We start from the raw sequence: 26,369 nt of genomic DNA, 5'->3' as shown, positions 1-26,369 counted from the left end.
ACCTGACAAAGTCAAGCCGGTCTGATCAGGCGACGTCGCTGAGGACACGTGCAAGTTCAAACAGGCGGCGGCGCTGGTTTTCCGGAATTGCGTAGTAAGAGCGAACTAGATCCAGGGCTTCTTTATCGCCCATCAGATCAGCTGGAACAGATTTCTTTTCCGCGCTGCTTTTCTGGGCTTCTTCCAGACCTTCAAAGAAGAAGCTGACCGGTACGTCCAATGCCTCGGCAATGTCCCACAGGCGGGACGCGCTGATTCGGTTGGCTCCGGTCTCATATTTCTGGATTTGCTGAAACTTGATACCAACTTGCTGCGCCAATTGTTGCTGGGTCATCCCAATCAGCCAGCGGCGATGCCGAACGCGCTTGCCCACATGGACATCGACGTGATGAGTCATTGGTATTCTCCTCTACTACACACACATTTGTACGGGATCGTGCGACGTCCGAGATCGCAATACCAATAGGGGCTTCCTTAATCGCCCCCAAATCCGGACTGTGCCGTCCCCCGTTACCAGCACTGCTTGCCAATATTGCCGGTTTTGAATTTTTTTTCAAGCTGGTTGAGTCGATCCCCCCTCACAAGGGCTGTGGTTGTATGCGTCAAATGCCCTGCCCGCTGTTCGCGCGGCCCGGCTGGATATGCGACAGATTTTCAGACGTTTCAGGACGCCGCGCATAAGGAATTGACATCTCGCACAGCCCACGTGCCTATGCCCCAAGCACGTGAGGAACCAAATGAAGGCCTATTGTATTAGATCTGACGGGGCAGTTGCCCAGCTGTGCGATGTACCGAAACCCGAGCCGGGTGAGGGTCAGGTGCGGGTTGCGATCAAAGCCTGCGGATTAAATTTCGCTGATCTGTTGATGCAGAAAGGCACGTATCAGGATACACCGCCTGCGCCGTTTATTTTGGGAATGGAAGTAGCCGGTGTCGTGGATGCCATCGGTCCAGGTGTGTCCACCCTGAAACCGGGCGACCGGATCGCCGTCTATTCCGGTCAGGGCGGTCTGGCAGAATATGGCGTTTTCGACGCCGATCGCGCGATCCCGCTGCCGGACACGACCCGTTTCGAAGACGCAGCAGCGATCCAGATAGCCTATGGCACCAGTCACATGGCCCTTGACCACCGCGCCCGTCTGCAACCCGGTGAGACGCTTCTGGTCACCGGCGCAGCAGGCGGTGTTGGGTTGACCGCGGTTGAAATCGGCAAGCTCATGGGTGCCACCGTCATCGCACAGGCCCGCGGCCCCGAAAAGCTGGCCGTTGCCCGCACCGCAGGGGCCGATCACCTGATTGATGCCTCAGAGGACCTGAGGGAGCGGGTTAGATCGCTTGGCGGCGCGGATGTCGTTTATGACGCAATCGGCGGCGATGTGTTCAAGGCAGCCTTCCGCGCCACCAATCCCGAAGGCCGCCTGCTGCCCATCGGGTTTGCCGGCGGCGAAGTTCCGCAAATCCCCGCCAATCATCTGCTGGTCAAGAACCTGACCGTGATCGGCTTTTACATTGGCGGGTATCTGAAATTCCGGCCAGAAGCCGTACGCGAAAGTTTTGACACCCTTTTCCGCTGGCACACCGAGGGCCGCATCAATCCACACATCAGCCACGTCTTGCCTCTTGATGAGGTCGCGCAGGCCATGCGGTTGCTGAAAGAGCGAAAATCGACAGGCAAAATTGTGATCACCCCCTGACCGCAATCAGCCCACCACGGCGCGCAGCTGTGTCCCCCCAAGCAGGCGAAAGTTCTGACGCACTAACTGCGCCAGTGCTTCGACAACCGCGTCTCGACCCGGCTCTCCACCATACAGGTTGATCATATGCGCAGGCAGGTCCGGTAGCGCACCGCCGCCTTCGATCTGTTCAAGATGTGCGGCTTCGGTACCTTCCAGTGCCGCATACACTGCCAGATCAGCGCTGACCGTGGCCTCGATTGTGCGGTCGTTTTCAGTTTCCACCGACAGCTCCCAGGGGATACCGGCCGCATCCAGCGCCGATATCACCTGTGGTCGAAACAAGCAGCGACGTCCAAGTGCCAAAGGCAGCGGACGCTTACGCCAGGCCGACCCGCCCGGCGCACCTATCCAGCGCAAGGGCAGCTCTGCAATGGTTTCCGCACCGTCCACCGACGACGGTTCCGTGGTCAGGATCACGTCACATTCGCCGCGTTTGTACATCTCTTTCAATTGCAATGAATAAGACGACACCAACTGAACTCGGACTCGCGGGAAATCCGCGTTGAACCGTTGCAGGACCCGTGGGATGGCCGGGTAAACTATGTCGTGAGGAACCCCCAATACCACCTCACCTTCAAAGGCCTGATCGGTCAGTTTCGAGATGACCTCATCATTCAACGCGATCATACGGCGCGCATAAGCCAGCAATTGTTCACCGGACGCGGTCAGGGCAATCGTTCTGCCACTGCGGTCCAACAGCTGAAGGCCAAGCAGCTCCTCCAGCCGTTTCAACTGCATCGAGACCGCAGATTGCGTCAGATGCAGAAATCCGGCAGCGCGAGTCACCCCACCCTGATCCGCCACCGCAACAAATGACCGCAGGGTCGTGATGTCCAAATTTCGCATCTTCACGATTCCTTATGTGTTTCATCAAAAATATTCGTTTTAAAAATATGTCATACTCCCCCATATCAATCAAGGAAATTGATGAAGACGAGATAAACCATCGATAATGCACGAAAGGACAATAAATATGACCCAAATTGCCATTCATCACCATTGCAATCCCAAGAAGCAATCGCTCGGCACTATCATCAGGCGTGCTGTTTCCCTGAAGCGTCAACGCCGTCGGCTGGCGCGACTTGATGATCGCGCCCTTCAGGACATCGGAGTCTCTAGATCAGAGGCTGATGCCGAAGCCAAACGTTTCGTCTGGGACGCGCCGGAATTCTGGCAGAAATGATGCAAATACATATCTTTAGTTCATGAGTGGCGGTCACGTGTTGCGGATCGCCACTTTTGTTGCGTAATTTAGTAGGTTTTCCGCGGTAAATACTTGAAACACAGCCCTGAGTTGCCGATATTTGCCTAGAACGCTTCCCTCATAGCAGGGGGGCTGAATAATTATGTAAAGGGAGACCCTTTGATGGCACAATTCGACACGATCCGGACGGCGGCCGGCGCGCGCGCTGCCGAGATTGATGAGGGCCTGCGCGCCCATATGAACAAAGTCTACGGCACTATGTCCGTCGGCATGCTGATTACGTTCGCAGCAGCCTGGGCCATCGCGGGCCTGGCAACCACAAGCGATCCGTCAGCCGCGGCGGCACAGTTGAATGCCGATACCTATCTGACATCGCTGGGCTATAGCATTTACGCGTCGCCCCTTCGTTGGGTCATCATGTTTGCACCTTTGCTGTTTGTTTTCGGCTTCAGCGCCGGGATCAACCGCATGTCGGCAGCCGCCGCACAGCTGGTGTTCTACGTTTTTGCTGCGGTGATGGGCATTTCGATCAGCTGGATCTTCCTTGTTTTCACCGGTGAGTCGGTCATCCAGGTCTTCCTGATCACCGCAATCGCGTTCGCGGGCCTGTCCCTGTACGGTTACACAACCAAGAAAGACTTGTCCGCCATGGGCACTTTCCTGATGATGGGCCTGATCGGCCTGATCGTCGCGATGGTTGTGAACATCTTTCTGGCGTCTTCGGCGGTTGCCTTTGCAATCTCGGCCATCGGCGTTCTGATCTTCGCGGGCCTGACCGCCTACGACACCCAGAACATCAAGACCACATACCTGCAAATGGCCCATAGTGGCGATCAGGAATGGCTGGGCAAGGCCGCTATCATGGGTGCATTGAACCTGTACCTGGACTTCATCAACCTGTTTATGTTCCTGCTGCAATTCCTGGGTAACCGCGAGTAATTGCATGCCATTGGTATGGGAAAAGGCCGGTCATCAGACCGGCCTTTTTTTTGTTTTGAACCAACTGGTGATAGAGCTTGTCCGGCGCACAAGTTCTACCGGAAAAGGCAGCGATGTACGCGCGCCCGGTCAAGAAAAAGCCCCCGCTAGATCGGCGAGGGCTTGATACATCAGAAGGTAAAAGACTTAGCTACAGTTCAACGGTACTGCAAAGCCCGAACTACGCTCGGACGTGCCTTTGCGGAACACATCGCCAGCAGGTAGACACCCGGTGAAACGCTCGGCCTCTTGCGCAAAACCAACGCCGACCGAGTTGTCGACCTTAACGCTGTTCGTCGGCGTACGAAGGACACCATACAAGGTTCCGTTGACACTGACGGTGCTCAAGAACAGATTCGTATCGCTGCCCTGTAGCTGGACCGCATTGCCCGGCGTCTGCCCGCCATTGTCGATGGCAACGGACGCCACCTTGGATGGATCCACTTCATCAACCAAGAGAGTGACGGTCTGAAGCTCTGCCAGTTCGGCAGGGACGTTCGTTTCGGGCGGCAGAAAAGCGACGGCTCCGGGAACGTCGGAAATCGTGCGGGGTTCGCCATCGATTCCGGTAAACCCGACACCTTTGCGGTTGAACGGGTCTTCACAGGCCGCCAAAGTCAGAACGGCTATTGTGGATAACAAGATTTTTTTCATGGCGGTCAACATTTTGTGGCGGTTTGCTCAAGCGTACTTGCAGGTCGGCACAAAAAGCAAGCCGCAGGCCATGCGATTGCATCGGTGGCTGATGCGCTCCTGCAACGGCCCCAGATGGGCATGTTGACGTTTCTGGCAACCATCCACCGGAATTCAGCACGAAAAAAGGCTCTGCCAAGCAGAGCCTTTTTGGAAAGTCCAAATGAAACGGAAAGATTACTTGATCTTGCCTTCCTTGTACTCGACATGCTTCCGAACGACCGGATCGTATTTACGAATGGTCATTTTCTCGGTCATGGTGCGTGCGTTCTTTTTGGTCACGTAGAAGTGGCCCGTGCCCGCGGTCGAGTTCAGACGGATCTTGATTGTCGTCGGCTTCGCCATGGTTATCTCCTGCGTCCGGAAAGGCAGGGGCCTTTCGGTTGAATTCCTATGAGCGTGCGCTTTTACGCGCTACGCCGTGCATGTCAAGGCCAATCGGACGATCCCAGCCCAGGAATCGGGCACAGGTTCAACCCGGCAACGTTGGTGCGCCCATATAGTTGTGAATCTGGTCTCTTTCACCGTCCGAAAGGCCCAGCGCAGTGGACAATTGCCGCAAATATGCGGCCTCACGATCATTGTCCAACCGTATTGCCGCCAGAGAAATCGCATAAATCTGCGTTCCGAGAGGCGCCCCAGAATCAGCTGCCAGACCCATTACGTCGACGGGTGCGTTCAGTTGTTCCTGCACAAATGCGCGTTCTTCGTCGCTGATGTCATCGCCCAGTTCACCCAGGATCGTTTCTTTCTCGTGTTCATCCAATTCGCCGTCTGCCTTGGCCGCCTGGATCATTGCCCGCAACATAAGCTTGGCCTGAGCTTCCATCGCGGCCCCGGCTGGTGTTCCGCCAAACACCGTCTCCATCATGTCGGTGGTTTGCTGGCTGCCAGTTCTGGCCGCCCCCTGCATCGCATTCAAAAGCCTGCCAAGACCGGCGGCACCGGCGGTACTGCCACCCAACCCCATCTTGCCCATCATATCCTGAAGGCCTGTCGCACCTCCGGGAAGGCCGAGCTGTTCTGCCATCTTGCCGAGCTGATCCATGCCAAGGCCACCGCCTGCGCCTTGCATCATGTCCTGCAAGCCAGCCATTCCGCCCATTTTCTGGTATTTTTCCAGCCCCTTCGCGGCTGCGAAACCAACTGCAACGGACGCAAGTGTCTTCATAAAGCTCATGACAATCCTCCCGGTTTTTCAAAATATGCCCCAATTCTATCAGAGGAATGCAAAGGCGAATACCACGTTCAACCCCCACGGGATTCTGGACTGAATTTCCAAGCCGGTGAGGACCGGACGGCAGTGACTAAGTTTGTACATATCACGATATCGTGATAGGTTTACCGCGACTGATACGTCCAAGAGGCCGACTTCAGGCTCGACGGCCAAGGCAGTGTAAACAGGTAATGCCCGCGCGGAGCAGTGTTGTTTTACGCAGCTTTTCTTGGGGGGCTATCATGACAGAGTGGGTTATTCAGGGTGAAGAACTGGCCAATTGTAATTGCAATTTCGGTTGCCCCTGCCAATTCAGCGTTCTTCCATCTCATGGCAATTGCGAGGCAGTGGTCGTTTTCGACATCGAAAGCGGACATTATGGCGATACTGATCTGGCAGGTTTGCGGGCAGCAGGTGTTTATCACTGGCCGGGACCGATCCACGAAGGCAATGGTCAGATGCAACTGATCATTGACGAAAGTGCTACAGCCGAACAGCGCGCAGCATTGCAGGCCATCATGACCGGCGAAGACACCGATGAAATGGCGACCATGTGGTACGTTTACAGTGCGATGGCACCGACGAAACATGAAACGCTTTTTGTACCGATCGAATTGAACTGGAACCGCGATGATCGCAGTGGCTATGCCAGGGTTCAAGGGGTCTTCGACGTCGAGGTCAGCCCGATTCCTCATATCGTATCGGGCGCTGCGCACAGGGCATCGATCCAGTTGCCGAACGGCTTTGAGTACCGCCACGCCGAGGCTGCCTCCGGGTCGGCCAAAACAACGGGTGGTGAGATCAGTCTTACCTTTGACGCCACGCACGCTCATCTCGCACATCTGAACCTCTCGGGTCACGGTGTTCTGGGCGCGTAGCCGGAGACTTTCTCATGACCAGACAGAGTGCGGCAGCCCCTGCCGGGGCGATTGAGCGGCTGTTGAGGCAGGACAATGCAATCGTGTTGGGCAGCGTCCTTCTGATCATTCTTGCAGCCACCTGGTACACAGTTGCCGGCGTCGGGATGAATATGTCTGCGGTCGAAATGACCCGCATGGCAGGCCCGGTTGGAGAGCCCATGCAGATGGGTTCCGCAACCGTCTGGAGCTTCGGTTACACCCTGCTCATCTTCCTTATGTGGTGGATCATGATGATTGCCATGATGACCCCAAGTGCCGCGCCAGCCGTGCTTTTGTTTGCCGCAACAAAGCGAATGGGTCCTGAGAAAGACCGTGCCGCAAAGTTCAGCCTGTGTTTCCTGTTGGGCTATCTGGTGACCTGGGGTGCGTTCAGCCTGGCTGCAACGGCAATGCAGTGGGAGTTGGAACATATCGGGCTGTCGAACGGGCCGATGATGACAATCCGCTCCGGCCTCTTCGCGGGATGTGTTCTGCTGGCTGCCGGGTTTTACCAGTTTTCGAGTTTTAAGAACGCGTGTCTTCGTTACTGCCAAAGCCCCGCAAGGTTTCTGGCCGGTCACAACCGGCCCGGCCCCTTCGGCGCGCTCAGAACCGGAGCCTTGCACGGCACACATTGCCTTGGGTGCTGCTGGGCTCTGATGTTGCTGCTATTCATCGGGGGGATAATGAACCTCTATTGGATTGTCGGTATCGCCGCTTACGTGGCACTGGAAAAGCTTCTACCCAGGACCAGGTGGTTGGTGCCAGTGTCAGGTGTGGCACTGATCGGCACAGGTCTTTGGTTTATCATGGCACCGTTGATTTTTGACATTTGACACGTGACAGCCTTCGGGGTCGGCTGACTGAAAGGCCCTGTAATTTTCGTTAATACGGAGGTTCCAATGCCCATTTTCATTACCTATGCGACTTACTCGCAGGCTGGCGTCAAAGGCATGTTGCAAAAGCCCGAGAACCGCACCGGCCCGGTGAAAGCACTGCTGGAGAAAGTCGGCGGTCGACTGTTGTCCTTCTACATGACAACCGGCAGCAATGACGTGGTTGTGATCAGCGAAGCGCCAGACGGAACAGATGCTGTGGCGGTCGGCATGGCAGTCGCGGCATCGGGTGCGGTCACGAACATAGAAACGGTTCGCGCCTGGACCGCGGACGAGTTCGTTTCGGTCACTGAGAAAGCCGCAAGGTTGACGGGGACGTACACGCCGCCCGGAGGATAAAAGGATACGCGCGGAGGGCCTGTAAGCCGGATCTTGTTCCGGGGTTTCCCCCTTCGATGACCATTCCTCTAGGCCGTGCATTGCTGCACGGCTCAAGCTGCCAACCCGGTCCCTCTCGGCCAAGACGCGCTTAGCGGCGGTATCGGCTTGCGCCGACCGGCCCGCGCGGGGACCCTATTTGGCATTGCTCCCGGTGGGGCTTGCCGTGCCGCCACTGTTGCCAGCGGCGCGGTGGGCTCTTACCCCACCGTTTCACCCTTACCCGGGGCCGAGGCCCTGGGCGGTCTGATTTCTGTGGCGCTTTCCGTCGGGTTGCCCCGCCCGGGCGTTACCCGGCACCGTTGTCTTGTGGAGTCCGGACTTTCCTCTCGGGCGTACGCCCCAGCGGCCATCCGGCCCTCCGCGCCTGGGCTGGGTAGGCTTTGTGGTCTGCGGCGTCAAGAGCTGACGGATCAGAGAAGGGGCCAGCCCCTTCTCAGCCTGCGGCCAATTCAACCCCGGGGTATTTTTGGCCAGATGAAGAGCGGATCAGGTTGTTATGTCCGACGGGGTGAGCGCATTCATATCCGCCATGTCCAGCGGACCTTTCGCCCAGGGTCGAAATCGCAATCGGACAGCCGCCAGCAGTTTTGCATCGTCCACGGGGGCGGTGAAACCTGCCATCCGAGCAGAGGCGCGAAATGCTTCTGCATCAGGTGACATCGGATCAACTCCTGTGCCGCGCGGTTTGGCCAGCGCTTGCCTTTCGAGCCTGTTCCAGTCGAAGCGCGGCCCAGGGTCGGATTTGCGCCCGGGCGCCATGTCGGAATGTCCGATGACCCCGGACGGCGTAATGGACCAGCGGGTCATGATCAGGGGCAACAGCTGTTCCAGCACTGCCATTTGCGGCTGCGAGAACGGATGTGTTCCGGTATTGTCCAGTTCGATCCCAACCGAGCGCGAGTTGATGTCGTCCTTGCCGCCCCATTCCCCTGCCCCGGCATGCCAGGCGCGATCTTCTTCCCGCACCATTTGCCAAAGGGTGCCGTCATTGCCGATCAGGTAATGGGCCGAAACCTCGGAAGCCGGGTCGCACAGGCGATCCAGAGCCGCCAGTGCACTGTCCATGGCCGTATAGTGGATCACGATCAAGAATGGCACCAACCCGCCCCGGCGCTTGCCGAAATTCGGAGACGGATGCCAGATCGGCGTCAGGGCGTCAGTTGTTAACGGCACTGCGGAACGGGCTGGGGTCCCAGCCACAGGCATAGCCGTCGCCGTCCGGGTCCAGACCCTTGCGGTCACGTTGCGGACCGCCGTTGGACAGGAATTCGATCTGAGCCTGATCCGGTGACGGGAATTGCGCACAGTTCCGCTGTGCCTTGGCTTGCAGGTTGAAACCGGAGCGGCTGTAGAGTTGCGTGCCCACCGGATTGGAGGTGCTCAGCGCATATTGTACGATATTCGGTTGGCCGCTCGCCGTGCGCTCAGGCACGGCGGTTGGAGCGACGACTTCGTAGGTCTGGCGGTTTTGCTCAATCCGGGCGGCATCGGATTGGATGCTGCGCCTCTCGGACACGGCCGCGAAGTCCTGCTCGTCAGAGATTGCGCTGCTGTTGGAGCCGGAAGACGGCGACGCGGAGACCGAGGATTGCCCGGACGTGCTGGCCAACGCTGCGGCGGTCTGGTTGGCGATGTCCGCATTCTCACCTGTTGCAAAGGTCGATGAACCCGGTGTGCCCAGTGGTTGCTGGGAAACATCGACCGGAGCCAGCAGCGGATTGACCGCCCCGCCCTGACCCGCCAATTGAACCTCGCGCTGCGCCTGATATTCAGGCGTGTTGAAACCCGTGCTGGTCAACGGCGCGACATTGGTGCAGGCCGCAGCCAGTGTCAGGGCCGGGACCAAAAGCAAAACACGCATTGTTTGGCTCCGTTTTTTGGTAATCCACTTTCCCGAAGGCTTACCACCATTTGCCGGGCTTGGCCACAAATCCGGCTGCGTTTTCCAGCGCATAAGCGGTGTTGAGCAAGTCACCTTCTTCCCACGGGCGCCCGATCAGCTGCAACCCCAATGGAAGACCTTGTGCATCCAGGCCTGCGGGGACCGAGATACCGGGCAAGCCCGCGAGGTTCACGGTAACCGTAAAGACGTCGTTCAAATACATCTGAACAGGGTCCGCCTCGGTCATTTCCCCCAGACCGAACGCCGCCGAAGGGGTTGCCGGTGTCAGAATGGCATCGATGCCCGCGGCAAACACGTCTTCGAAGTCTTTCTTGATCAGGGTCCGGACCCGGCGCGCGCGGTTGTAATAGGCATCATAGAAACCTGCGGACAGCACATATGTGCCGACCATCACGCGGCGCTGCACCTCGGGGCCAAAGCCTTCGGCGCGGGTCTTTTCGTACATCTCGGTGATGCCATCGCCCTGCGCCAGCTGTGCGCGGCGGCCATAGCGAACACCGTCATAGCGGGCGAGGTTCGAAGATGCCTCGGCCGGGGCAATCACGTAATAGGCGGGCAGCGCGTATTTGGTATGCGGAAGCGAGATATCGACAATCTCGGCACCCGCGGCTTTCAGCATCGCTGCGCCATCGGCCCAGAGTTTTTCGATCTCGGCGGGCATGCCGTCCATACGGTACTCTTTCGGGATACCGATCTTCTTGCCCTTGATGTCACCAGTCAGCATGGCCTCGAAATTCGGGACGGCCAGTTCGGCACTGGTCGAATCCTTGGGGTCATGCCCGCACATGGTTTCCAGCATGATTGCTGCATCACGTACGTTCTTGGTCATTGGTCCTGCCTGATCCAGCGAGGACGCGAAGGCGACGATGCCCCAACGAGAGCAACGACCATAGGTGGGTTTGATGCCCGTGATGCCAACAAAGGCCGCAGGCTGGCGGATCGAGCCTCCGGTGTCGGTACCTGTCGCCGCCAGGCACAAATCAGCAGCCACGGCAGACGCAGAGCCGCCAGAGGAGCCACCCGGTGTCAGATGCGCATCATCGTTGCCACGGCGCCACGGGCTGACCGCATTGCCATAGGTCGAAGTTTCGTTGGACGATCCCATGGCGAATTCGTCCATGTTCAGTTTACCCAGCATCACCGCGCCTGCGTCGGCCAGTTGCTGTGAAACAGTGGATTCGTATTCCGGCTTGAACCCTTCCAGGATTTTCGACGCCGCCTGCGACGGCACACCCTTGGTGCAAAACAGATCCTTGATACCGATCGGCAGGCCACACATCGACGGTGCGTCGCCACGCTGGATCCGCTCATCCGCGGCCTTGGCGCGTTCCATCGCAATTTCCGGCGTCTTGTGGACAAAGGCGTTCAGCGCATCTGCCTCGTCAATGGCTTTCAGGCAGGCGTCGGTCAGCTCGACAGAAGTGACGTCACCAGAGCGCAGCGCATCGCGCGCCTCGGCCAGACCCAGTTTGTTCAGCTCGCTCATGTCTTACTCCACCACTTTGGGAACTGCGAAGAACCCTTCGCGGGCGTCAGGGGCGTTGGCCAGCACCTTGCCCTGCTGGTTGCCGTCGGTCACCTCGTCCTTGCGGCGTTTCAGCCGCATCGGTGTGACCGAGACCATCGGCTCGACACCTTCGACATCCACTTCGTTCAGCTGTTCGATGAACCCGAGGATGGTGTTGAACTCGGATGCCAGCGCCGGCAGCGCGTCATCCTCGACCTTGATCCGGGCCAGTTTGGCCACTTTGGCGGCGGTGCTTTGGTCAATCGACATCGGCTTCCCTCATCTACGTTATGGGGCGTTTACCTGTCTGTTGCGGCAGTCGCAAGACCGCTGCGCCATGGGCCGTACCGAGTTTAAGTTCCGCCGCATGACACCCGCCATTCAAAACTGAATGAGTGGTATGCAAAAAAGTAAACTAATTAGTTCAATATTAACCTTGAAAACTGAACTGTACTGTTCATTTCTAGTTGTGCGACACAACGCAAACCGGAGAAAAACATGAAACCCCTGATGATTGCCGCAGTCTTGTCCGCCACCTTTTTGGCCGCACCGGCCATGGCCCTGGGTATCGACACAAGCAACCTGACACGCACTTTGACCTTCCCCTCGCCCGTGACGGAACCGGTCACTCAGGACAAGGTTAAACCTGCAAAGTGATGCGCAGGTTACGGCCGGGTCGGATTTCCCCTCTCCGACCCGGCCAAAGCGCATATTCGAGGGTGCACAGCCCAAAGCGAGTCGTTAGCATTGCTGCAAATACCGAAATGGAACTGCATAGGGCGCTTGCGGTTCTGACAAGCAAGTGGAGCAGCTGATGAACACGCAAAAACAAGCGGTCCTGGATGCCATCGATGCGGCGAATGCAAATGACCCCAACCGCGATGATGGCCGCCCCGAAGCGCAGCTTTACGGCGAGCGCATGAGCGCAGAGCTTGACCGCCTGTTTCCGGGCGCGTCCGAAGCCTTGCAGATTGCAGCGCGTGGTCAACATGTGGAGCGGTGGAAACTTGCCCGCGATGAATTCCCGGAAGGTCGGGCGGGTTATCTGGCCTGGCGCAAGGCGCAAGGTGTGCATCACGCGGATGTGGTAATGAGTTTGATGACCCAAGAAGGCTATGACGCCGAGCAGGCCGAAGCCGCGGGTCGCATGTTGCGCAAGCAAGGCATCAAACGCGATGCAGAGGTGCAGGCGCTGGAAGATGTGATCTGCTTTGTATTTCTGAAATGGTATTTCCAGCCCTTTGCGGCGAAACACTCAGCCGAGAAAATCCAAAGCATCGTTGAGAAGACTGCCCGCAAGATGTCGCCCGAGGGCCGCGCACGGGTTTTGTGCGAATTCGACCTGCCGGATCATCTGGCCGCGGCCTTTCAAGACTGAGAAAAGGGCCGCGCCGTTTCACCGACAGAATCATAAGTCTGAAGGATGGTCACGACAGGCCTCCACGACATATGCTCATGATCCACGAGTTTGGGTGAAGCGGCCCCTGATGAGGGCCGCACGATACACTTCGATCATCCAGCCCAGCGTAATGGCATTCAGGATATGCCACATGAAATGTGTCCCCACCGGCCATTGAGCACAGAGACGCATATCGAGGGCACGGAAGGCAATCGACAGGATCAGGATCAACGCCCCGATTTTCAGCCCTTTGGCCAGAATCGGATCACGGTCGCGCAACGCAACAGCATAGATCAGGATCAGCAAAGCGACCGGCGCATAAACCGCCGACCCTCCAAGCCCCGGAACCTGTTGGAAAAGTGGGACAGCAGCAGCCGCATAGGGAAGAAAAAGAAGCATTCCCCCGAACGCCAGCCCCAAAGGCATCCTCCAGATGTTTTTGTTCACCGCAAAGATATAGACCAAAATGAACGACAGTATGGGCGCGACATCCGCCAAAGCCGCCCATACCTGCGCATGCGTGTGAAACAGGTAACTGCCAAACCCGATGATCGCCAGAAGCGCCACCAGAACCTTGGCCAGCGGCATGTTCTGATTGCGCACGCGCCGCCACATGACCCATGCGCAAATCAGAAAAGCAGCGTTTGTGACCGCGTTAACGGGCTCGGCCCAGTAGGCCGGAGACAACCGCTCGCAATACCCGTCTATTTCACGAAACCAATCCATGGAAATTTACTTATCCGATGTTAGGCTGCCGCCAACAGAATGATTGGGAGGAAATAATTATGAACATTATCTGGTTGGGCCATGGAAGTTTCCGTATCGAAACCCAGGGACAGGTACTGCTAATCGACCCCTGGCTGACCGGCAACCCGGTCTTGCCCGAGGAACAGCATGACGCCGCCGTTGATGGCGCCACCCACATCCTTCTGACCCATACACATTTTGACCATGTCGTCGACGTTCTGCCTTTGGCCAAACACCTGAAGATTCCGGTTGTGGGACAATATGACCTGATGGGGTACTGGGCCGAAGCCGAAAGCATCGAGACCATTGGTTTCAACAAGGGCGGTACGGTCAACCTGAACGGGGTCAAGGTAACAATGGTCCCGGCCTCTCACAGCTCGACATTTTCGACACCGGATGGCCTGCGCACGGGCGGCAGCGAGGTCGGCTTCATGATCAGTACCGAGGGCCGCATGGTCTATGTATCAGGTGACACGGATATCATGGCGGATATGGACTGGATGGGGGATTACTACAAACCCGATATCGGCATCCTGTCCGCAGGTGGGCACTTCACCATGGATATGAAAGGCGCCGCCTATGCAGCCAAACGATACTTCAACTTCAAAACTGTGATCCCCTGCCACTACAAGACCTTCCCGATTCTTGAGCAATCCGCTCAGGCGCTGGCAGGTGCTTTGCCGGGTGTAGACGTCATCGAACCGCAGGTTATGCAGGCGATAAAGCTGTAGGGATGATATGACCAGCGACATTGTCCCTTCACCTGAACTGATCGCAGTTGTACGGCGATGGAATCAAGCCGTTCATGACAAGGATCGGGCTGTGCTGGTCAATATGTTGTCATCCTCGGAACACCTGCGGTATCAGGGCTCGGCGGATGAAGAGGCATGGTCCGGGCAGGTGTTTCGCCGTGGCTTCGCGGATCACACCAAGGAAATCCCGGACTATGACTGGCAGGAACATTCGCTGGAAGCTTTTGAATGTGGGGATGTGGGCTGGGCATTTTGCGAAGCGACGCTGACCTTTCATTCGAACGGCAATTCAGCCTGGCACCGCTTTACATTTGTACTGCATCTGGAAGACGGCGTCTGGAAAATGGTGCAGCTGCATGTGTCCAACCCAACCTCGAACATGGAAAAGATCGGCATCGAACATGCGGCGTTGAATGCACTGATCGAAGCCGCAAAGCAGGAGTTCACACAGGATCAGACCGAGGGAACCGCCTCGGTCATGTTCACTGACATTGTCGGGTCGTCAGATATCACCCGGCAATTGGGCGACAAGAAATGGGCCCAGCTTATTTCCGGTCATTTTGATCTGACTGAAAACCTCATCCACGCCCATCAGGGACGGCTGGTCAAATCCCTTGGGGACGGCACGATGTCGATCTTCCCAACGGTCCAGGATGCAATCCAGGCAGCAATCGAGCTGCAAAGTAAGAACGCGTTGGCAAATGCCGAAACACCTCTGGGTCTGCGGATTGGAATTCATACCGGCGACGTCATACAGAAAGATGAGGATTTCTTCGGGTCCGTCGTCAATAAGGCCGCGCGCGTGACAGACGTAAGTGGCCCGAACGAAATTCACGTCACCGACGTAACCAGATTGCTGGTCAGCCCGGCGGGCGGTCTGAAATTCAGCACGCCAAAATCGGTCTCACTGAAAGGGTTCGGCGGGCAGCAGACAGTGTATCGCCTGGACTGGAACTGACAGTAGCCGTCCTGTCAGGCCAGCCTCATTTTTCTTTTCGTTTTTCTGCGAAAAAATCCAGCAGCAGGGTTTCACATTCTTTGGCTGCTAAGCCGTCATAGACCTCGGGCTTGTGATGCGCTTGCGGGTGGGAAAAAACCCTCGCGCCATGGGCCACGCCGCCGGATTTGGGATCGGAAGCCCCGTAATAAACGCGCCGGATACGCGCGGCCGCCAGGGCCGCTGCGCACATGGCGCAGGGTTCCAGTGTGACATAGATATCATGTCCGGGCAGTCTTTCAGATCCAGCATGGGCACAGGCCGCGCGCAAAGCCAGGATTTCTGCATGCGCCGTTGGGTCGTTCGACTCACGCGTCCGGTTTCCTGCCACCGCCACAACAGAGCCGTCCGGCCCGACAATGACCGCGCCAACGGGCACTTCGCCGCGATCCGCTGCAGCGCGCGCCTCACTCAGTGCCTGTTCCATATGCGATTTGAACATCATGCCCCTGACTGCATCAGAAACCTGCCTTTCGCAAGCGCGCGGGATAGGGTATGGCCCAGACATGAACAAGACCCCTCCTCCCGGCGACCGGATCGCCAAAGTCCTGGCCCGCGCCGGCGTCGCGTCGCGGCGCGAGGCCGAACGCATGATCGAAGCTGGCCGCGTGGCCGTAAATGGCAAGGCCATCGACAGCCCCGCCCTGAACGTAACAGAAAAAGACAAGATCGTTGTCGACGGTAAACCGGTCTCGGAACCGGAACCCTCGCGCTTGTGGCTGTATCACAAGCCTGCTGGGCTGGTCACAACAACCCGCGACGAAAAAGGGCGCGATACGATTTTCGACAAGCTGCCCGAAGACATGCCGCGGGTGATGAGCGTTGGCCGGCTTGACCTGAATTCCGAAGGTCTGCTGCTGCTGACTAATGATGGTGCTATCAAGCGCAAGCTTGAACTGCCAGCGACCGGCTGGTTGCGCAAATACCGTGTGCGGGTAAACGGCCGCCCGAAAGACGAAGATTTCGAACCGCTGCGCAAAGGGCTGGTGATTGAGGGAGAGCGGTTCCAGCCGATGACCGTCACGCTGGATCGCCAGCAAGGGGCCAATGCCTGGCTGACCATCGGTCTGCGCGAAGGAAAGAACCGTGAAATCCGCCGCGCGATGGAAGATATCGGTTTTAATGTGAACCGTTTGTTGCGGGTTTCTTACGGACCGTTCCAATTGGGCAATCTGAAGCCGGGCGAAGTCGAAGAAATCCGCCGCCGCGTTATGCGCGATCAACTTGGCCTGGATTCGGATGCCAAACCCGAAGCGGCCCCCAAACGCCCGACGCGACCACAAAGAAAACGCCCGCCCATCGGCAAGAATCCCCGCAAGTGATGCAGGTTCGGCAACCTTCCCCCTAGCGCCAAGCATGCGTATCCCCTAAATTTTCTGTGATTGCTGCTATTTGGGGAGCGTGATGTCCGGAAGCGGAGTGCAAAAATTCGCCTACGCCGTATTGCTGGTGCTTTTGTTTGGCGTGTGCACAGGCGTGCTTGGGGGCTTGTAACGCATGGCAAAGCGATTTGGCGGCAAATACAGCCCTCAGGACAATGCGTCCGGTGACACTCTTCAGCCCCGTGGACAATTCGATGGCGCGCGGGTCGAACCTGCGGGTGCACGGGCCAATGTCCTGTTCATACCGGCGATCCCATTGGTATTTCTGTCGCTGAACGACGGCGCGATTGGCATGACCATTGGTCTGATCGCAGCTGGCCTGCTGACGGCAGCTGCGTTTTTGCTGCGCGAAGGTCTGCGGGCCGAAGCCGCGTTTAACGCCCGTAAAACCGCCCGCCGACCTGCTTTTCCGCGTAAAATCTTTGCCAGCCTTCTGACAGGTCTGGGTGCCGCTTTTGCGTCGTACCGGACCGAGTTTCTGAATGCGGAAACGGCATCACAAGTCAGCCTGCTTGCCCCCGTCTTGTTCGGCGCGGCAGCAACCGTGCTGCACTCGGCCTCCTTCGGGTTTGATCCGATGAAGGACAAAGGCATGGAAGGAATTGACACCTTTCAGCAAGATCGCGTTGCCCGGGTCGTTGAGGATGCGGAAAACCGTCTTTCCGAGATGACGGACGCCATCAAACGCGCGGGTGATCGCCGGATCGAAGCCCGTTTGGAACGGTTTCAGGACACTGCACGTGACCTTTTTCGAACGGTCGAGGAAGACCCCCGCGATCTGGCGGGCGCGCGAAAATACATGACGGTTTATCTACAGGGCGCGCGTGATGCGACGGTCAAGTTCGTCGATGTCTATGCCCGGACCCGCGATGCGCAGGCGATGACGGACTACGTCGCGCTGCTGGATGACCTAGAACAGAATTTCGCCGCGCGTACGCGCAAAATGCTATTGGATGACCGCAGTGATCTGACGGTCGAAATCGACGTGCTGCGCGAAAGACTGCAGCGCGAAGGCGTCCGGTTGGACTGACCGGCCATTATTTGAGCGAGGAACATCCCCATGTCCGATGAGATCAAGAACAAGGCGGCTCAGGCCGAAACACTGGTGCAGGAAGTCACCGCAGTTGCCCTGCCCGAACCAAAGGCCGAGGTTATCTCGCTTGAAGAAGCCGACGAACCAGTGAGTGCCGAGATCCGCAAGCGCATGGACGAGATCGACATGAGCAACACCAATTCGATTGTTGCTTTCGGATCTTCCGCTCAGGCCGAATTGCAGGAAATCAGTCAGGCCATGCTGGCGGATGTGCGCAACAAGGATGTAGGCCCCGCAGGCGACAGCCTGCGCAATATCGTGACCACGATCCGCGGGTTTTCGGTCAGTGAGCTGGACGTGCGCCGCGAGCGCAGCTGGTGGGAAAGGCTGCTGGGCAGGGCCGCGCCATTTGCGAAATTCACCGCTCAGTTTGAAGAAGTTCAGGGGCAAATCGACCGCATAACCGACGATCTTCTGGGGCATGAGCATACACTGCTCAAGGACATCAAATCGCTGGACCTGCTGTACGAAAAAACACTGGGCTTCTATGATGAACTGGCGCTGTACATCGCGGCGGGTGAAGTAAAGCTGACCGAATTGGACAGCCACGACATCCCCGAAAGGGAAGCTGCCGTTCAGGCCGCGCCAGAAGAAGAACAAGTGATGAAAGCACAGGAACTGCGTGACATGCGCGCCGCGCGTGACGATCTGGAGCGCCGCGTGCACGATCTGAAACTGACCCGTCAGGTCACGATGCAGTCGCTGCCTTCGATCCGGCTGGTGCAGGAGAACGACAAGTCTCTGGTCACAAAGATCAACTCGACGCTGGTGAACACCGTGCCGCTGTGGGAAACGCAACTGGCACAGGCCGTTACCATTCAGCGCAGCGCCGAAGCTGCCGCCGCGGTGCGCGACGCCAACGATCTGACCAACGAACTTTTGACCTCGAATGCTGCCAATCTGCGCCAGTCGAACAAGATGATACGCGAGGAAATGGAACGCGGCGTGTTCGATATCGAAGCTGTCAAAAAGGCCAACGCAGACCTGATCGGCACCATCAACGAAAGCCTTGCCATTGCGGATGAAGGAAAAGCCAAACGTGCCGCGGCCGAGGCCGAGCTGCAGAAGATGGAGGTGGAACTGCGCGACACTTTGGCGTCTGCCAAGGCGCGGCGGGATGGAATCGGCGATAACGCCGGCACGGCAGTTCCTGGCTAAAGGCGGGAGTGGCGTGAAGGCTTACGAATATCTGAAAAAGGCGCTGGGGATGGCGGCGTTGTTGGCTTTGGCCAATTGCGATGAAACACTGACTTCCTCGATTCCACCGCAAGCGCGCCCAGCGCCTGTTTCTGTTGCGGCGAATGCCTATGTACCGCCCTCTGCCGCAAGTCAGGATTTGGCGCGGTTTTACCAGCGTGTCGAACGCGACCTTCTGGTGCGGGGGTTATTGCGGACAGACGGGGGCGGCCCTGATACACCTTATGACGCCCAGGATCTGGCGCGAAATTTCGAAACGATTGCGTTCTACAGCGAATATCCGACCCAAAACGTTTCCATCGGTTCGCGCCAGACAGACGGGCAGCTCAGCCGGTGGTCGGGGCCGGTGCGCATCCAGACCGAGTTTGGGCCTTCCGTGCTGCCCGCCGTACGGCAACAAGATGCGGAACGGGTTCAATCCTTTGCGTCGCGCCTGGCGAGGCTGACGGATCATCCGATTTCCGTGGTCTCCCGAAACGCTAACTTCCACGTCTTCTTCGCGGGCAAGGACGACAGCGCCTATGTGGTGTCCCGACTGAAACAGCTGATCCCGAATATCAGTCAGGCTTCGCTTGATCTGGTCGCAAATCCGAGATCGAATTTCGATTGTTTTGTTTTTGCCTCGGCGACAACGGCCTCTCCGTATAAATATGTGCGCGCCGTTGCGTTGATCCGGGCCGAATTGACTGATCTGGTCCGTCGCAGCTGTATCCACGAAGAAATCGCACAGGGGCTGGGATTGTCGAACGATAGCCCGGCAGCACGCCCATCGATCTTCAATGATGATGACGAGTTTGCCCTGCTGACGAGCCATGACGAAAAACTGCTGACAATGCTTTATGACAAGCGGCTTGAGCCCGGCGTGACAGTCGATCAGGCCCGCCCCATCGTGCATGTCATTGCCCGGGAATTGATGGGGCAGCCGCTCTGACCCAAGGACAGGAGAACCCAAATGGGAATATTCGATTTTCTGACCGGAGAATTCATTGACGTCATCCATTGGGTTGACGACACTCGCGACACCATGGTCTGGCGGTTCGAGCGTGAAGGCCATGAAATCAAATACGGTGCCAAGCTGACGGTGCGGGAAGGTCAGGCGGCAGTATTTGTGCACGAGGGGCAGCTGGCGGATGTGTTCACGCCAGGTCTCTATATGCTTGAGACTAACAACATGCCGATCCTGACCACGTTACAGCACTGGGATCATGGCTTTCAGTCGCCGTTCAAGTCCGAAATCTACTTTGTCAACACGACCCGGTTCAACGACCTGAAATGGGGGACCAAGAACCCGATCATGCTGCGCGACCCCGAGTTTGGGCCGACCCGCATTCGTGCCTATGGCACCTATACCGTGCGCGTAAAAGACCCGGCCAGGTTCCTTGTGGAAATCGTTGGAACCGACGGCGAATTCACCATGAACGAGATCAGCTTTCAGGTCCGCAACATCATCGTGCAAGAATTCAGCCGCGTGATTGCGGGATCTGGCATTCCCGTATTGGACATGGCAGCAAACACGGCTGATCTGGGCAAACTGATCGCGGCCGAAGTTTCCCCGGTGCTGGAAGGCTATGGGCTGGAAATGCCAGAATTCTACATCGAGAATATTTCGCTTCCGCCAGCGGTCGAGGCCGCATTGGACAAGCGAACCTCGATGGGGTTGGCCGGAGATCTGGGTAAATTCACACAGTATTCCGCGGCGGAGGCGATGACGGCTGCGGCCAGCAACCCCAGCCAGGGCGGTGGCATGGGCGCAGGTCTTGGCATGGGAATGGGCATGGCAATGGCACAGCAGATGTCAAACATCGCAGCAGGCCAGCCAAGCGGCCCGTGGGGAGCGCCCGCCCCCTCTGCCCCGCGACCGGCAGCCCATGTGGCCCCGCCGCCGCCACCGGTCGAGCATGTTTGGCATATCGCCGTGGATGGGCAGACCAGCGGTCCGTTTTCCAAAGCCAGGATGGGCAGAATGGCCAGCGAGGGCGATCTGACGCGCGACACCTATGTCTGGACCGCGGGCCAGGACGGCTGGAAGAAGGCCGGAGACGTGCAGGAACTGGCGCAGTTGTTCACCATTCTGCCGCCACCGCCGCCGGGGGCCTGACCAAAACGCGACACTCCTCCATCTGTCCTGACACTATTGGGTAATGTATGACACACGCCCCTGACCTTGCAGAGCACCGCTTCCCCTGCCAGCAATGCGGCGCAGATTACCGGTTCAGCCCTGGCGATGGTACGCTGACATGTGATCATTGTGGTCATTCCGAACCCATCGGATCGGGTCCCTGGCAAGGTGCCAGCCTGCGCGAACTGGATTTTGACGCGGCCATTACGGATCGTCTGCCTGACAGCGAGCTGGAACAGACCCGCGTTCTGTCCTGTCCGAACTGCGCGGCGCAGGTTGAATTCGACCCCAATACGCACGCTGCGGAATGCCCGTTCTGTGCCACGCCGGTGGTAACCGACACCGGTGTGAACCGGCATATCAAACCGAAGGGCGTTCTGCCTTTTGCTTTCGACAAGCGCGAGGCGCATAAGGCGATGAGCGATTGGCTGGGGCGGTTATGGTTCGCGCCAAACGGGTTGAAGGATTATGCCCGCAAGGGCCGCAAGATGCAGGGCATCTATGTGCCTTACTGGACCTTTGATGCCGACACCAAGTCCACCTACCGTGGTGAGCGCGGCGTGATTTATTATGAAACCCGCACCGTGATACGGGACGGTAAACGGGTTCAGCAACAGGTGCCAAAAGTGCGCTGGTCGCCCAAATCAGGTCGTGTTGCGCGGTTTTTTGATGACGTTCTGGTGCTGGCCTCGCAGTCGCTGCCCAAGGCTTACACTGACGCGTTACAGCCTTGGGATCTGCCGGCACTTGAACCTTACCAGCCAGAATACCTCGCCGGGTTTCGCGCCGAGGCGTACACGGTTGAACTCAATGAGGGCTATACCGAGGCCCGCGCGCATATGGCGCGCGTGATCGAACGGGATGTTCGCTTCGATATTGGGGGTGACAAGCAGCGTATCCACGCGGTGGACACCGAGGTGCGCGATGTCACCTTCAAACATATTCTGCTGCCGATCTGGATGGCGGCTTACAAATATCGCGGGCAGACCTATCGATTTGTGGTGAACGGTCGAACCGGGCGGGTTCAGGGGGAACGTCCCTGGTCAGCCATCAAGATCACGATTGCCGTTGTTCTGGGCCTGCTTGTTGCCGGGGTTGTCGGCTATCTGGCAGCCAACGGGCAGCAATAGCAACTGCTTGTACATCTCGCGCGGCATGATCATCCTGAGGGTCGGAACATAACAACGAGGCGCTAGTGTCATTTGCAGAACTGAATAACCTTCTGGAGAAACGCCATTCCTGCCGGGCCTTCCTGCCCGACCCTGTACCAAAGGAGCAGATCGAACAAATCGTGGCCAGCGCGGCCCGGGTCCCAAGCTGGTGTAACGCGCAGCCGTGGCAATTGGTGATCACAAGCGGCGCAGAGACCGGCAGGTTCCGCGCGGCGATGCAAAACGAAGCTGAAACAGGCGCACCGGCCCCCGATCTTCCGTTTCCCGCGTCATATTCAGGCGTCTATCAAGACCGCCGCCGCGCGTGCGGTTGGGCGCTCTATGAAGCAGTCGGTGTGGAGCGCGGGGACCGGGCAGGATCGGCCCGACAAATGATGCGCAATTTCGCTCTGTTCGATGCACCGCATTGCGCCATCGTCTCAAGCCCGGCGGAACTTGGACCATATGGCGCAATGGATTGCGGAGGGTTTGTTACGGCTTTCTCGTTGGCAGCGCAGGCGATGGGTGTGGCAACCATTCCTCAGGCCGCATTAGCCGCGTATGGCCCGTTCCTGCACAGGTATTTTCGGATCCCGGAAGACCGCCTGATCCTGTGCGCGATTTCCTTTGGGTATTCGGACAGAAAGCACCCCGCAAATAACTTTCGCACAGATCGTGCCGCGCTGGGTGACTTTGTCGACTGGCGCGGCTAAACCATCGCTCAGGCAAGATAATCGCCAAGAGGGGGAAACCACGTGCGCGCGTTGCTGCAAAGAGTTTCGCAAGCCAAAGTATCGGTCGATGGCAACGTCATTGGCGCATCCGGTCCGGGGCTTTTGATTCTTGTCTGCGCCATGCAGGGGGACGATGAGGCTCAGGCTGAAAAACTGGCCCGGAAAACCGCCAGACTCAGGATCTTCAAGGACGACGCGGGCAAGATGAACCGCTCGCTTCTGGATGTAAAAGGGTCAGCCTTGGTGATCAGCCAGTTTACATTGGCGGCAGATACAACAAGCGGTAACAGGCCGGGGTTTTCAACTGCAGCACAGCCCGAACTGGGCGAGCATCTGTATAACACCTTCGCAAACTACCTTGCTGCGCAAGGTGTAGCGGTGGAAACTGGACAATTCGGGGCCGACATGGCCGTTGAACTTGTCAACGACGGACCGGTCACAATTTGGGTGCAGACTTGATGGATACTGAAAAGCAAGCCGTTCAACTTTGGCGCGCCGGAGTTGAGGCCGTTGACGGAAACATCGCCACCGAGGCCGCCCTGCGCGACATCCCGAAACCGGATCGTATTCTGGCCGTTGGCAAGCCTGCCGCCGCTATGGCACGGGCGGCGTTGGCGCAGTACGGCACGGTGCCCACGCTTGTCGTGACCAAGGACGATCACGGTCGGGACTTGCCTGACACTGTCGAGGTGATCGAAGCCTCGCACCCGGTTCCGGACAACCGCAGCCTTGCAGGCGGGCGCGCTCTGCGTGCTGCGCTGGAGCAGATGGAACCCGGATCACATGTGCTGCTTCTGGTGTCGGGTGGCGCGTCTTCGTTGGCCGAGGACCTTTTGCCCGGAAAATCGCTGAGCGATCTTGAAGCGTTGAACCGCAAGTTACTGTCAGAGGGAATGGACATCGGCGCTATGAACGCTGAGCGGCGCAAACTGTCCCGCATCAAAGGCGGGGGGTTGCTGTCGCACTTTGCGGGCGCGCGCGCGACCGTTCTGGCCATCTCGGACGTACCGGGCGACGACCTCAATGTCATTGGATCGGGTGTCGGCGCTTTGCCTTCCAGCCACACATTTGAGGCCGTCACGCGGATCGTGGCCTCGAACGCCCATGCCCGCAGTGCGGTTGTACAAGCCGCCGAAGCGGCTGGGCTAAAGGTTTGGGCCGATGAAGAGGCGCTGCATGACGACTATCTGAAGGTTGCCGCACATCTCGGCCAACTGCTGCGCGGCATGGAAAAGGGCGTGATGGTCTTCGGCGGAGAGCCGACAGTGGTCTTGCCCGATCACCCTGGGCGCGGTGGGCGAAACCAGGCGCTGGCACTTGCACTGGCGCAGGAGATTGCCGGGCAGCCAAACCTTACAGTTGTTGTCGGCGGCACGGATGGCACAGACGGGCCGACTAATGCGGCAGGAGGAATCATTACCGGCGCAACATGGAGCGAAAGCGGGATAACCGCCCTTCGAAATGCTGACAGCGGATCGTTTCTGGAAAAAGCCCAAGCCTTGCTGACAACCGGGCCAACCGGCACCAATGTCATGGACCTGGTTGTCGCAATACGTGGATGAATTGACGCATATCGCACCGCGCCGTACCGCAAAGGCTCGGAAACTGGCCTGAAACAGAATTGTATCATAGTATTCTTGTGGAAAGGGCATCGCGCCAAACAAGGTTACTTGCGCTTCGGCCTTCGGCATCTAGGAGAAATACCCTTGCCCGGTCCGCCGAAATAAGCCAACGTTGACTCATGCGTCAACAAAAACCCGAAAAGGGTTAAAACCACTCGATAGGGAGAATACTCGATGAACGAACAAATCACGCATATGGCCGGTCAGGTCACAGCCGGAAAAATGACCCGCCGCGAATTCATGGGGAAAGCCGCGGCTCTGGGTGTTTCGGCTGCGATGGCCAGCACAATGTTCGCGGACGCCGCTCGGGCTGCTGGGCCGAAAAAGGGCGGTGATTTGAAATTTGGTCTTCAGGGTGGTGAATCCACTAACTCTCTGGACCCAGCGACCTACGCAAGCTCGGTTCCCTTCCAGAACGGCAAACAGTTTGGTGACCAGCTTGTTGAAGTTGCACCAGACGGCTCGATCGAGCCGCGTCTGGCGGAAAGCGTTGAAGGCAGCGCCGACGCTAAGGTTTGGACTTTCAAGCTGCGTCAGGGTGTCGAATTCCACAACGGCAAGACTATGACCAGCGAAGACGTGCTGAAAACCATGCAGCGCCACTCGAACGAAGACTCCAAGTCCGGTGCCCTGGGCATCATGAAGGGCATTGAGTCAATGAAAGCTGACGGCGACAACTTCCAGGTCACCCTGACCGAGCCAAACGCCGACCTGCCCTATCTGATGGCCGATTACCACCTGATCATTCAGCCTGATGGCGGTATGGATAATCCGGGGGCAGGTATCGGGACTGGACCGTACAAATTGGAAGTTGACGAACCCGGTGTGCGTCACTTGTTTACAAAGAACGAAAACCACTGGAACAGCGATTACGGCAATTTCGACAGTGTCGAAGTCATCGTCATCAACGACGCAACTGCGCGTACCGCTGCCCTGCAATCCGGACAGGTCCACGCGGTCAACCGCGTGGAACCCAAAGTTGCCGACCTGTTGGGCCGCGCACCCAACCTGACCGTACATTCTACCGCTGGTCGCGGTCACTATGTCTTCATCATGCATTGCGACACGGCACCGTTTGATAACAATGAACTGCGCACCGCGCTGAAATACGCCATCAATCGGGCTGACCTGGTAGACAAAGTTCTGCGAGGCTACGGTTCGATCGGTAATGATATGCCGATCAACGCGGCCTACCCACTGTTTGACGAAACAATCGAGCAGCGCGAGTTCAGTGTCGAAAAGGCGGCCGAGCACTACAAAAAGTCTGGCCATGATGGCTCGCCGATTATCCTGCGTGTTGCAGATGGTGCCTTCCCAGGTGCTGTCGACGCCGCAGCTCTGTTCCAGCAGACGGCCGCTCAGGCTGGTATCCCGCTGGAAATCAAACGTGAGCCCAACGATGGCTACTGGTCCGAAGTCTGGAACGTCCAGCCCTTCTGTGCGTCGTACTGGGGTGGTCGCCCTGTACAAGACCAGATGTATACTACCGCTTACCTGTCAACTGCGGATTGGAACGACACTCGTTTCAAAGTTCAGGCCTTTGACGATCTGTTGTTTTCGGCGCGTGCAGAACTGGATGCAGAAAAGCGCAAAGGCATCTATAGCCAGATGGGCCGTTTGGTCCGCGACGAAGGCGGCTTGATCTGCCCGATGTTCAACAACTTTGTTGAAGGCGTCAGTAATCAGCTGGATGGTTGGGAATCAGATCCGAACCAAGAGATGATGAACGGCAATATGTCCCGCAAAATGTGGTTCGTCTAAAA

The 26,369-nt window shown here is 57.7% G+C and carries 31 protein-coding genes and 1 other RNA gene; 20 read left to right on the top strand and 12 right to left on the bottom strand.

Annotated features, from left to right (window positions below):
- Positions 1-25 precede the first annotated feature (25 nt).
- A complete protein-coding gene (locus ACR0NZ_RS00310) occupies positions 26-397 on the bottom strand; it encodes a helix-turn-helix domain-containing protein (protein WP_267365354.1) in 372 nt (123 codons plus the stop codon).
- Between the two features lie 340 nt (positions 398-737).
- Between ACR0NZ_RS00310 and ACR0NZ_RS00305 the strand changes: the two genes are divergently transcribed.
- A complete protein-coding gene (locus ACR0NZ_RS00305) occupies positions 738-1,694 on the top strand; it encodes an NADPH:quinone oxidoreductase family protein (RefSeq protein ID WP_480516176.1) in 957 nt (318 codons plus the stop codon).
- A 6-nt stretch (positions 1,695-1,700) separates the two neighbouring features.
- Here the strand turns inward: ACR0NZ_RS00305 and ACR0NZ_RS00300 are convergent, their stop codons facing one another.
- Positions 1,701-2,582 (bottom strand): LysR family transcriptional regulator, encoded by an 882-nt coding sequence (locus ACR0NZ_RS00300; protein ID WP_480516174.1) that lies wholly within the window; start codon positions 2,580-2,582, stop codon positions 1,701-1,703.
- 127 nt (positions 2,583-2,709) lie between these two features.
- Between ACR0NZ_RS00300 and ACR0NZ_RS00295 the strand changes: the two genes are divergently transcribed.
- Together ACR0NZ_RS00295 and ACR0NZ_RS00290 are read left to right on the top strand one after the other, a co-directional pair.
- On the top strand, positions 2,710-2,919 hold the full coding sequence (locus ACR0NZ_RS00295) for a YjiS-like domain-containing protein (RefSeq protein ID WP_480516172.1): 210 nt from the start codon (positions 2,710-2,712) through the stop codon (positions 2,917-2,919).
- 183 nt (positions 2,920-3,102) lie between these two features.
- Complete coding sequence (locus tag ACR0NZ_RS00290; RefSeq protein ID WP_480493742.1) at positions 3,103-3,879, top strand: Bax inhibitor-1/YccA family protein; 777 nt, start codon at positions 3,103-3,105, stop codon at positions 3,877-3,879.
- Between the two features lie 186 nt (positions 3,880-4,065).
- Here ACR0NZ_RS00290 and ACR0NZ_RS00285 read toward each other — a convergent pair whose 3' ends face one another.
- From ACR0NZ_RS00285 to ACR0NZ_RS00275, 3 genes are all read right to left on the bottom strand, one after another.
- Positions 4,066-4,572, bottom strand: a complete 507-nt coding sequence (locus ACR0NZ_RS00285; protein WP_480475769.1) for a hypothetical protein — start codon at positions 4,570-4,572, stop codon at positions 4,066-4,068.
- 216 nt (positions 4,573-4,788) lie between these two features.
- Positions 4,789-4,956 (bottom strand): 50S ribosomal protein L33, encoded by a 168-nt coding sequence (gene rpmG / locus ACR0NZ_RS00280; protein ID WP_037309480.1) that lies wholly within the window; start codon positions 4,954-4,956, stop codon positions 4,789-4,791.
- Positions 4,957-5,083: 127 nt separating this feature from the next.
- The gene (locus ACR0NZ_RS00275; protein ID WP_480516170.1) at positions 5,084-5,791 is read right to left on the bottom strand and encodes a DUF533 domain-containing protein; all 708 of its coding nucleotides are present in this window, start codon (positions 5,789-5,791) and stop codon (positions 5,084-5,086) included.
- Positions 5,792-6,069: 278 nt separating this feature from the next.
- Between ACR0NZ_RS00275 and ACR0NZ_RS00270 the strand changes: the two genes are divergently transcribed.
- From ACR0NZ_RS00270 to ACR0NZ_RS00260, 3 genes are all read left to right on the top strand, one after another.
- On the top strand, positions 6,070-6,705 hold the full coding sequence (locus ACR0NZ_RS00270) for a DUF1326 domain-containing protein (RefSeq protein ID WP_209504621.1): 636 nt from the start codon (positions 6,070-6,072) through the stop codon (positions 6,703-6,705).
- A 14-nt stretch (positions 6,706-6,719) separates the two neighbouring features.
- Positions 6,720-7,562 carry a DUF2182 domain-containing protein gene (locus tag ACR0NZ_RS00265; protein WP_480516168.1) on the top strand — a complete coding sequence of 281 codons (843 nt, stop codon included), beginning with the start codon at positions 6,720-6,722 and terminating at the stop codon, positions 7,560-7,562.
- A 66-nt stretch (positions 7,563-7,628) separates the two neighbouring features.
- Positions 7,629-7,961, top strand: a complete 333-nt coding sequence (locus tag ACR0NZ_RS00260) for a GYD domain-containing protein (protein WP_480475761.1) — start codon at positions 7,629-7,631, stop codon at positions 7,959-7,961.
- 6 nt (positions 7,962-7,967) lie between these two features.
- Here the strand turns inward: ACR0NZ_RS00260 and rnpB are convergent.
- From rnpB to gatC, 5 genes are all read right to left on the bottom strand, one after another.
- An RNA gene (gene rnpB / locus ACR0NZ_RS00255) (RNase P RNA component class A) lies at positions 7,968-8,365 on the bottom strand.
- 124 nt (positions 8,366-8,489) lie between these two features.
- Positions 8,490-9,203 (bottom strand): N-acetylmuramoyl-L-alanine amidase, encoded by a 714-nt coding sequence (locus tag ACR0NZ_RS00250; protein ID WP_480516166.1) that lies wholly within the window; start codon positions 9,201-9,203, stop codon positions 8,490-8,492.
- Positions 9,160-9,864: a hypothetical protein gene (locus tag ACR0NZ_RS00245; protein WP_480516164.1), complete on the bottom strand. Its 705-nt coding sequence runs from the start codon at positions 9,862-9,864 to the stop codon at positions 9,160-9,162. Before ACR0NZ_RS00245 ends, ACR0NZ_RS00250 begins: the two co-directional genes overlap by 44 nt.
- Positions 9,865-9,904: 40 nt before the next feature.
- Positions 9,905-11,392 carry an Asp-tRNA(Asn)/Glu-tRNA(Gln) amidotransferase subunit GatA gene (gene gatA / locus ACR0NZ_RS00240; protein WP_480516162.1) on the bottom strand — a complete coding sequence of 496 codons (1,488 nt, stop codon included), beginning with the start codon at positions 11,390-11,392 and terminating at the stop codon, positions 9,905-9,907.
- A 3-nt stretch (positions 11,393-11,395) separates the two neighbouring features.
- Entirely contained in the window at positions 11,396-11,683 is a 288-nt protein-coding gene (gatC, locus tag ACR0NZ_RS00235) for an Asp-tRNA(Asn)/Glu-tRNA(Gln) amidotransferase subunit GatC (protein WP_267365979.1), read from the bottom strand.
- Positions 11,684-11,911: 228 nt separating this feature from the next.
- Here gatC and ACR0NZ_RS00230 point away from each other — a divergent pair, with 228 nt between their 5' ends.
- Together ACR0NZ_RS00230 and ACR0NZ_RS00225 are read left to right on the top strand one after the other, a co-directional pair.
- On the top strand, positions 11,912-12,070 hold the full coding sequence (locus tag ACR0NZ_RS00230) for a hypothetical protein (protein WP_209504628.1): 159 nt from the start codon (positions 11,912-11,914) through the stop codon (positions 12,068-12,070).
- A 157-nt stretch (positions 12,071-12,227) separates the two neighbouring features.
- Positions 12,228-12,791, top strand: coding sequence for a DUF4202 domain-containing protein (locus ACR0NZ_RS00225; protein ID WP_480516160.1), 564 nt, complete (start codon positions 12,228-12,230; stop codon positions 12,789-12,791).
- Positions 12,792-12,866: 75 nt separating this feature from the next.
- On the opposite strand, the gene ACR0NZ_RS00220 is transcribed toward ACR0NZ_RS00225, so the two are convergent.
- On the bottom strand, positions 12,867-13,538 hold the full coding sequence (locus ACR0NZ_RS00220) for a ceramidase domain-containing protein (RefSeq protein WP_480475747.1): 672 nt from the start codon (positions 13,536-13,538) through the stop codon (positions 12,867-12,869).
- 59 nt (positions 13,539-13,597) lie between these two features.
- Between ACR0NZ_RS00220 and ACR0NZ_RS00215 the strand changes: the two genes are divergently transcribed.
- Together ACR0NZ_RS00215 and ACR0NZ_RS00210 are read left to right on the top strand one after the other, a co-directional pair.
- Complete coding sequence (locus tag ACR0NZ_RS00215; protein WP_480475745.1) at positions 13,598-14,290, top strand: metal-dependent hydrolase; 693 nt, start codon at positions 13,598-13,600, stop codon at positions 14,288-14,290.
- 7 nt (positions 14,291-14,297) lie between these two features.
- Positions 14,298-15,269, top strand: coding sequence for an adenylate/guanylate cyclase domain-containing protein (locus ACR0NZ_RS00210; protein WP_480516158.1), 972 nt, complete (start codon positions 14,298-14,300; stop codon positions 15,267-15,269).
- A 25-nt stretch (positions 15,270-15,294) separates the two neighbouring features.
- Here ACR0NZ_RS00210 and ACR0NZ_RS00205 read toward each other — a convergent pair whose 3' ends face one another.
- Positions 15,295-15,753: a nucleoside deaminase gene (locus ACR0NZ_RS00205; protein ID WP_480493855.1), complete on the bottom strand. Its 459-nt coding sequence runs from the start codon at positions 15,751-15,753 to the stop codon at positions 15,295-15,297.
- 61 nt (positions 15,754-15,814) lie between these two features.
- On the opposite strand from ACR0NZ_RS00205, the gene ACR0NZ_RS00200 reads away from it, so the two are divergent.
- The 10 genes from ACR0NZ_RS00200 (at position 15,815) to ACR0NZ_RS00155 (ending at position 26,367) form a co-directional block, all read left to right on the top strand.
- Positions 15,815-16,630, top strand: coding sequence for a pseudouridine synthase (locus ACR0NZ_RS00200; RefSeq protein WP_480475739.1), 816 nt, complete (start codon positions 15,815-15,817; stop codon positions 16,628-16,630).
- A 175-nt stretch (positions 16,631-16,805) separates the two neighbouring features.
- The gene (locus tag ACR0NZ_RS00195) at positions 16,806-17,720 is read left to right on the top strand and encodes a 5-bromo-4-chloroindolyl phosphate hydrolysis family protein (protein ID WP_480516156.1); all 915 of its coding nucleotides are present in this window, start codon (positions 16,806-16,808) and stop codon (positions 17,718-17,720) included.
- Positions 17,721-17,750: 30 nt separating this feature from the next.
- Positions 17,751-18,941: a toxic anion resistance protein gene (locus ACR0NZ_RS00190; RefSeq protein ID WP_480516154.1), complete on the top strand. Its 1,191-nt coding sequence runs from the start codon at positions 17,751-17,753 to the stop codon at positions 18,939-18,941.
- Positions 18,942-18,990: 49 nt separating this feature from the next.
- Positions 18,991-19,911 carry a DUF2927 domain-containing protein gene (locus tag ACR0NZ_RS00185; protein ID WP_480517713.1) on the top strand — a complete coding sequence of 307 codons (921 nt, stop codon included), beginning with the start codon at positions 18,991-18,993 and terminating at the stop codon, positions 19,909-19,911.
- A gap of 21 nt (positions 19,912-19,932) precedes the next feature.
- A complete protein-coding gene (locus tag ACR0NZ_RS00180; RefSeq protein WP_480516152.1) occupies positions 19,933-21,078 on the top strand; it encodes an SPFH domain-containing protein in 1,146 nt (381 codons plus the stop codon).
- Positions 21,079-21,125: 47 nt separating this feature from the next.
- Positions 21,126-22,229 (top strand): TFIIB-type zinc finger domain-containing protein, encoded by a 1,104-nt coding sequence (locus tag ACR0NZ_RS00175; protein WP_480516150.1) that lies wholly within the window; start codon positions 21,126-21,128, stop codon positions 22,227-22,229.
- A 65-nt stretch (positions 22,230-22,294) separates the two neighbouring features.
- Positions 22,295-22,963 carry a nitroreductase gene (locus ACR0NZ_RS00170; RefSeq protein ID WP_480516148.1) on the top strand — a complete coding sequence of 223 codons (669 nt, stop codon included), beginning with the start codon at positions 22,295-22,297 and terminating at the stop codon, positions 22,961-22,963.
- A 42-nt stretch (positions 22,964-23,005) separates the two neighbouring features.
- The gene (gene dtd, locus ACR0NZ_RS00165; protein ID WP_480516146.1) at positions 23,006-23,443 is read left to right on the top strand and encodes a D-aminoacyl-tRNA deacylase; all 438 of its coding nucleotides are present in this window, start codon (positions 23,006-23,008) and stop codon (positions 23,441-23,443) included.
- Entirely contained in the window at positions 23,443-24,546 is a 1,104-nt protein-coding gene (locus ACR0NZ_RS00160) for a glycerate kinase type-2 family protein (protein WP_480516144.1), read from the top strand. Before dtd ends, ACR0NZ_RS00160 begins: the two co-directional genes overlap by 1 nt.
- A 234-nt stretch (positions 24,547-24,780) precedes the next feature.
- On the top strand, positions 24,781-26,367 hold the full coding sequence (locus ACR0NZ_RS00155) for an ABC transporter substrate-binding protein (protein WP_480516142.1): 1,587 nt from the start codon (positions 24,781-24,783) through the stop codon (positions 26,365-26,367).
- The last annotated feature ends 2 nt before the right edge of the window (positions 26,368-26,369 follow it).

It is taken from the genome of Ruegeria sp. AE3 (assembly GCF_056542225.1).
The sequence above is the reverse complement of the archived record's forward strand: the minus strand, read 5'-3'. Positions and strand labels throughout refer to the sequence as shown.

Excerpts from the sequence above, each read along its gene's own strand:
- ACR0NZ_RS00310 (WP_267365354.1), bottom strand. The coding sequence starts at position 397 with ATGACTCATCACGTCGATGTCCATGTGGGCAAGCGCGTTCGGCATCGC.
- ACR0NZ_RS00305 (WP_480516176.1), top strand. The coding sequence starts at position 738 with ATGAAGGCCTATTGTATTAGATCTGACGGGGCAGTTGCCCAGCTGTGC.
- ACR0NZ_RS00300 (WP_480516174.1), bottom strand. The coding sequence starts at position 2,582 with ATGCGAAATTTGGACATCACGACCCTGCGGTCATTTGTTGCGGTGGCG.
- ACR0NZ_RS00295 (WP_480516172.1), top strand. The coding sequence starts at position 2,710 with ATGACCCAAATTGCCATTCATCACCATTGCAATCCCAAGAAGCAATCG.
- ACR0NZ_RS00290 (WP_480493742.1), top strand. The coding sequence starts at position 3,103 with ATGGCACAATTCGACACGATCCGGACGGCGGCCGGCGCGCGCGCTGCC.
- ACR0NZ_RS00285 (WP_480475769.1), bottom strand. The coding sequence starts at position 4,572 with ATGAAAAAAATCTTGTTATCCACAATAGCCGTTCTGACTTTGGCGGCC.
- rpmG (WP_037309480.1), bottom strand. The coding sequence starts at position 4,956 with ATGGCGAAGCCGACGACAATCAAGATCCGTCTGAACTCGACCGCGGGC.
- ACR0NZ_RS00275 (WP_480516170.1), bottom strand. The coding sequence starts at position 5,791 with ATGAGCTTTATGAAGACACTTGCGTCCGTTGCAGTTGGTTTCGCAGCC.
- ACR0NZ_RS00270 (WP_209504621.1), top strand. The coding sequence starts at position 6,070 with ATGACAGAGTGGGTTATTCAGGGTGAAGAACTGGCCAATTGTAATTGC.
- ACR0NZ_RS00265 (WP_480516168.1), top strand. The coding sequence starts at position 6,720 with ATGACCAGACAGAGTGCGGCAGCCCCTGCCGGGGCGATTGAGCGGCTG.
- ACR0NZ_RS00260 (WP_480475761.1), top strand. The coding sequence starts at position 7,629 with ATGCCCATTTTCATTACCTATGCGACTTACTCGCAGGCTGGCGTCAAA.
- ACR0NZ_RS00245 (WP_480516164.1), bottom strand. The coding sequence starts at position 9,864 with ATGCGTGTTTTGCTTTTGGTCCCGGCCCTGACACTGGCTGCGGCCTGC.
- gatA (WP_480516162.1), bottom strand. The coding sequence starts at position 11,392 with ATGAGCGAGCTGAACAAACTGGGTCTGGCCGAGGCGCGCGATGCGCTG.
- gatC (WP_267365979.1), bottom strand. The coding sequence starts at position 11,683 with ATGTCGATTGACCAAAGCACCGCCGCCAAAGTGGCCAAACTGGCCCGG.
- ACR0NZ_RS00230 (WP_209504628.1), top strand. The coding sequence starts at position 11,912 with ATGAAACCCCTGATGATTGCCGCAGTCTTGTCCGCCACCTTTTTGGCC.
- ACR0NZ_RS00225 (WP_480516160.1), top strand. The coding sequence starts at position 12,228 with ATGAACACGCAAAAACAAGCGGTCCTGGATGCCATCGATGCGGCGAAT.
- ACR0NZ_RS00220 (WP_480475747.1), bottom strand. The coding sequence starts at position 13,538 with ATGGATTGGTTTCGTGAAATAGACGGGTATTGCGAGCGGTTGTCTCCG.
- ACR0NZ_RS00215 (WP_480475745.1), top strand. The coding sequence starts at position 13,598 with ATGAACATTATCTGGTTGGGCCATGGAAGTTTCCGTATCGAAACCCAG.
- ACR0NZ_RS00210 (WP_480516158.1), top strand. The coding sequence starts at position 14,298 with ATGACCAGCGACATTGTCCCTTCACCTGAACTGATCGCAGTTGTACGG.
- ACR0NZ_RS00205 (WP_480493855.1), bottom strand. The coding sequence starts at position 15,753 with ATGATGTTCAAATCGCATATGGAACAGGCACTGAGTGAGGCGCGCGCT.
- ACR0NZ_RS00200 (WP_480475739.1), top strand. The coding sequence starts at position 15,815 with ATGAACAAGACCCCTCCTCCCGGCGACCGGATCGCCAAAGTCCTGGCC.
- ACR0NZ_RS00195 (WP_480516156.1), top strand. The coding sequence starts at position 16,806 with ATGGCAAAGCGATTTGGCGGCAAATACAGCCCTCAGGACAATGCGTCC.
- ACR0NZ_RS00190 (WP_480516154.1), top strand. The coding sequence starts at position 17,751 with ATGTCCGATGAGATCAAGAACAAGGCGGCTCAGGCCGAAACACTGGTG.
- ACR0NZ_RS00185 (WP_480517713.1), top strand. The coding sequence starts at position 18,991 with ATGGCGGCGTTGTTGGCTTTGGCCAATTGCGATGAAACACTGACTTCC.
- ACR0NZ_RS00180 (WP_480516152.1), top strand. The coding sequence starts at position 19,933 with ATGGGAATATTCGATTTTCTGACCGGAGAATTCATTGACGTCATCCAT.
- ACR0NZ_RS00175 (WP_480516150.1), top strand. The coding sequence starts at position 21,126 with ATGACACACGCCCCTGACCTTGCAGAGCACCGCTTCCCCTGCCAGCAA.
- ACR0NZ_RS00160 (WP_480516144.1), top strand. The coding sequence starts at position 23,443 with ATGGATACTGAAAAGCAAGCCGTTCAACTTTGGCGCGCCGGAGTTGAG.
- ACR0NZ_RS00155 (WP_480516142.1), top strand. The coding sequence starts at position 24,781 with ATGAACGAACAAATCACGCATATGGCCGGTCAGGTCACAGCCGGAAAA.